Genomic DNA, 4,543 nt, shown 5'->3' on the forward strand with positions numbered 1-4,543 from the left:
GCCTAGCGCCTGCTTCGACTTTATTCGCCAGGTCTCCATGCCCAAGCCGCAAAAATCCGCTTCCGACAGCTTGCTGCTCCAGGCCGACGTGCTGGTGCTGGGCGGCGGTCCGTCGGCAGCTTGGGCAGCAGTCGCCGCGGCCGAGGCCGGCGCCAAGGTGGTGCTGGCCGACAAGGGCTATCTCGGCACCAGCGGCGCCACCGCGCCGTCCAACACCGGCACCTGGTGCGTGCCGCCGGGCGACAACAGGCATGCCGTGGTCGAGCGACGCTGGCAGCGCACCGGCGAACTCGCCGACCCGCGCTGGATGCTGCGCTGCGTTGACACCGCCTACCGCAACCTGCTCAGGCTTTCCGAATGGGGCTATCCCTTCCCGAGCGAGGATGACGGCCGGCTCTACATCGCCAATCTGCGCGGCCCGGACTACATGCGCTTCATGCGCCGCCGCGTGCTTTTGGCCGGCGTCACCGTCCTCGACCATCATCCCGCGCTCGAACTTTTGTCGGACGGCGATGCCATCGTCGGCGCCGCCGGTGTCGCCAGGCAGATCGGCCAGGATTGGCGCGTCGACGCCAACGCGGTGGTGCTGGCGACCGGTGGCTGCGCTTTCCGCGAGCGCATCCTCGGCGCGACCGGGCTGACCGGCGACGGCTATCTGATGGCGGCGGAGGCCGGCGCCAGCCTGTCGGGCATGGAGTTCACCGGCAAATACACGCTGGCGCCCTACGGCTCCTCGTTGAACAAGGGGCTGCCGTTCCGCTGGGCGTCGTTCCATCGCGAAGATGGCTCACCGATCGTCGGGCCGACCGGCGAGCCGTTGCGCAACGGCATCGGCGACCGCGAGGAGGAAGTGGCGCGCGCGCTGATCGACGGCCCGGTCTACGCGCGGCTCGATCAGGCCGAACCAGCGCTGCAGGGCTGGCTGCGCCAGGGCCAGCCGAATTGCTTCGTGCCCTATGACCGCGCCGGCATCGACCCTTTCAGCGAGCTGTTCCGCATCACCCTGCGCGCCGAAGGCACGGTGCGCGGCACGGGCGGCATAGACATCGTCTCCGACGATTGCGCCACCGGCGTACCCGGCCTCTATGTCGCCGGCGACGCGGCCAGCCGCGAGATCATGACCGGTGCGGTGTCGGGCGGCGGCGCCGTCAATTCGTCCTGGGCGCTGGCCAGCGGCTGGTGGGCGGGCAAGGGCGCTTCGACCCATGCCAAGCGCCGGACCGGCAAGGCATTCCGCACTGAGGTGCAGTCGCTTGGCCAGGCTGGATTACGTCCTGCATCATCGCCGCGCGTCGACATCTCGGCAGGCGAAGTCATCGAGGCGGTGCGCAGTGAGGTGACGCCGCTCGACAAGAATTTCTTCCGCACCGGCGAAGGCCTGGAGAAAAGCGGCGAGCGGCTGGAGAGTGTCTGGCGCGACGTGCGCGACCATCTGCAAGGCGACGGGCTGGATAGGGTCCGTACCCGAGAGGCAGCTTCGATCGCCGCCGCCGGGCGCTGGTCCGTGGCCGCAGCGCTGCACCGCACCGAGAGCCGCGGTATGCATCGCCGCACCGATTTGCCGGGCAAGAGCCCGGCCTTCGCGCACCGGCTGGTCATCACCGGTGTGGATGCGTTCCGCATCGCAGGCGCGCCTGAGCGGCTGGCGGAGCTGGCGTCATGATCGAGATCGTCTCGGCCACGCGCTGCGTCGAATGCGACATCTGCGTCAAGGTGTGCCCGGCCAACGTCTTCGACGCGACCGAGAGCGGCGTGCCGGTGATCGCCCGCCAGGAGGACTGCCAGACCTGCTTCCTGTGCGAGATCTACTGCCCGACCGACGCGCTCTATGTGGCCGAGTTCGCCGAAGGGCCGACCGGCATCACGGAAGCTCAGGCCGACGCCCGACAGCTGTTTGGCTCCTATGCCCGCGCGCTCGGCTGGAAGCGCGGCAAGGCCGGCGGTTCGGAATTCGACCCGACGCACCGCATCCGCGTGGCGCAGTGAACCGATCGGAGACAGATATGGACCGTATCGTCGTCAGCGACATCAGCAAGACCTTCCAGCTCAAGCCGGGGCAGTTCGTCACCGTCGATGGCGAGGCGACCGACCGCGTCATCGTGCTCGACGGCGTTGACCTCTCGATCCGCAAGGGCGAGTTCATCACGCTGGTCGGCCCCAGCGGCTCGGGCAAGTCGGTGCTGCTCGACATCATTGGCGGGCTGACGCAGGCGACCGGCGGCGACGTCAAGCTCGATGGCCGGCGCATCACCAGGCCCGACCCGAAGACCGGCTATGTCTTCCAGCAATATGCGCTGTTTCCCTGGCGCACGGCGCTCGCCAACATCGAATATGCGCTGGAAGTGCGCGGCGTGGCCAAGGCTGAGCGCACGGCGACGGCCCGCCATCTGTTGTCGCTGTTCGGCCTTGCCGGCTTCGAGGACCGTTTTCCCAACCAGCTGTCCGGCGGCATGCAGCAGCGTGTGGCGATCGCGCGTGCGCTGGCCAGCAACCCGGAAGTGTTGCTGATGGATGAGCCGTTCGCGGCGCTCGACCAGCAGACGCGCGAGCTTCTGCAAGGCGAGCTGCTGCGGATCTGGGGCAAGATCAACACGACTGTCATTTTCGTCACCCACTCGATCGACGAGGCGATCTTCCTCGCCGACCGGGTGGTGGTGATGACGGCGCGGCCGGGCGCGGTGAAGGAGATCATCGATATCGACCTGCCACGGCCGCGCGACGGCGACATCCGCGCCAGCGCCGAATTCAATCTATATCGCGCTCGCGTCTGGGACGTGCTGCGCGACGAGGTCAACAAGGCGCAGAAGGACTGGACTCTGTCGCCAGCCTTCAGTCACTGAGGAACTGGACCCATGGCCTATCTGACCGAGAAGTTTGGCTCCGCTGGAGCGCTCCACCTGTTTGCCGGCGCTGGCGAAACGGTAGCCGCCGCCAGGGTCCCCGCCATCAAGGCCAACGCCAAGATCCGGAGCAAGAAAGCGAGCCACGGCACATTCCTCTATGGCTTGCCGCTGCTCGGCCTGTTCTTCCTGCTGTGGGAGATCGCGCCCCGGCTCGGCTGGCTGAACCGCATCTTCTTTCCGCCGCTGAGCGAGGTGCTGGTCGCCTGGTGGGCGCTGCTCGCTTCGGGCGTGCTGATCGAGCATATCGGCATAAGCCTGCAGCGTGCCGCGATCGGCTTCGCACTCGGCGTGGTGGTGGCCATCCCGCTCGGTCTGTTGATGGGGCGCTATTCGCTGTTCGAGAAGGTTTCCGACCTTTTGGTGCAGACGCTGCGCAACACCTCGCAATTCGCGCTTCTGCCGGTGTTCATCCTGCTGCTCGGCATCGGCGAGGAATCGAAGGTCGCGATCACCTTCTACTCCTCGGTTTTCTTTCTCCTCGTCAACACGATCAGTGGCGTCAAGTCGGTCGATCCGCTGCTCATCAAGGCTGCGCGCTCGATGGGCACGTCCGACTTCGACCTTTTCCGGAAAGTCATCCTGCCGGCCAGCATTCCCTCGATCGTCGCCGGCGCTCGGCTGGCGGTGAAATCCTCGCTGTTCGCGGTCATCGGCGCCGAGATGCTGGCGGCCAAATCCGGCCTCGGTTTCCTCATCCAGAATTCGCAGCTGATGATGGAAACGGCCGACATGTACGCCGGCATCCTGACGCTGACCGTCATCGGCCTGACCGTCAATTACCTGCTCGTCTGGTTCGAGCGCTGGGCAACAGCCTGGAAGGGCCAGTCCGAGACCTCGCTCATTTAAGCGGCCCCATCATTCCAAACAGGAAGGATTTTCCCATGCCCAACATTCCATTCGACGCAATTCGCCGGCTGCTGCTGAAGGGCGCCATTGCCGTCGTCATCGGCCTTGGCGGCATGCCTGCCTTCGCACAGGACAAGCCTGACATCATCCGCATCGGCAGCACGGCGCCGGGGCACCTCAAATTCGTCCTCGCCCAGAAGGACGGCTGGTGGGACAAGGAATTCGCCAAGGACGGCATCAAGGTCGAACTGGTGACCTTCAACGGCGGCTCGGAAGCCACGACGGCATTGGCGACCGGCGCCATCGAGTTCACCTATACCGGCAACAATCCGGCGCTGCGCGTTGCTGCGTCCGGCGCCGACGTCAAGCTGATCGGCCTGTCGAGCTATGTGAAGGCCGGCGGTTCCTACATCGTCGTCAAAACCGACTCGCCGTTGAAGACGCTGCAGGATCTCAGGGGCAAGAAGGTCGCCTATCTCACCGGAACGGTGCGGCATTCGAACTTCAGCAAGGCACTGAACAGCGTCGGCCTGACCACCAATGACGTCGAAGGTCTGAACCTGCCTTTCGAGGCATCCGGCCCGGCGCTGCTGCGCGGCGATATCGACGCCATTGTCGAGACGGATTCGACGGCGGCCAAGCTGGTCGACACCGGCGAGGCGCGGGTGCTGTTCGACACCAGCACCCATCCGGAATGGAACGTGCCGAACGTCATCTCGGTCAACGGCGCCTTCGCGGCGAAATATCCCGATCTGGTCAAGCGGCTGCTGAAGATCGACATCGAGATTTCGCGT

At 65.8% G+C, this 4,543-nt stretch carries 5 protein-coding genes; all 5 read left to right on the top strand.

All coding sequences use genetic code 11. The annotated features are described in order from the left end of the window. Positions 1-37 precede the first annotated feature (37 nt). Positions 38-1,663: an FAD-binding protein gene (locus EN991_RS24585; RefSeq protein ID WP_024501571.1), complete on the top strand. Its 1,626-nt coding sequence runs from the start codon at positions 38-40 to the stop codon at positions 1,661-1,663. Next, positions 1,660-1,986 carry a ferredoxin family protein gene (locus EN991_RS24590; protein WP_013530816.1) on the top strand — a complete coding sequence of 109 codons (327 nt, stop codon included), beginning with the start codon at positions 1,660-1,662 and terminating at the stop codon, positions 1,984-1,986. Before EN991_RS24585 ends, EN991_RS24590 begins: the two co-directional genes overlap by 4 nt. A 17-nt stretch (positions 1,987-2,003) precedes the next feature. Beyond that, a complete protein-coding gene (locus tag EN991_RS24595) occupies positions 2,004-2,840 on the top strand; it encodes an ABC transporter ATP-binding protein (RefSeq protein WP_024501570.1) in 837 nt (278 codons plus the stop codon). Positions 2,841-2,852: 12 nt separating this feature from the next. Then, entirely contained in the window at positions 2,853-3,749 is an 897-nt protein-coding gene (locus tag EN991_RS24600) for an ABC transporter permease (RefSeq protein ID WP_127366722.1), read from the top strand. 35 nt (positions 3,750-3,784) lie between these two features. Beyond that, positions 3,785-4,543 (top strand): aliphatic sulfonate ABC transporter substrate-binding protein (locus EN991_RS24605; RefSeq protein WP_127369733.1); only part of this gene is annotated, 759 nt, incomplete at its 3' end.

Origin of the sequence: Mesorhizobium sp. M7A.F.Ca.US.005.03.2.1, from assembly GCF_003997795.1 — a bacterium.
In the GTDB taxonomy this organism is placed as follows: Bacteria; Pseudomonadota; Alphaproteobacteria; order Rhizobiales; family Rhizobiaceae; genus Mesorhizobium; species Mesorhizobium ciceri.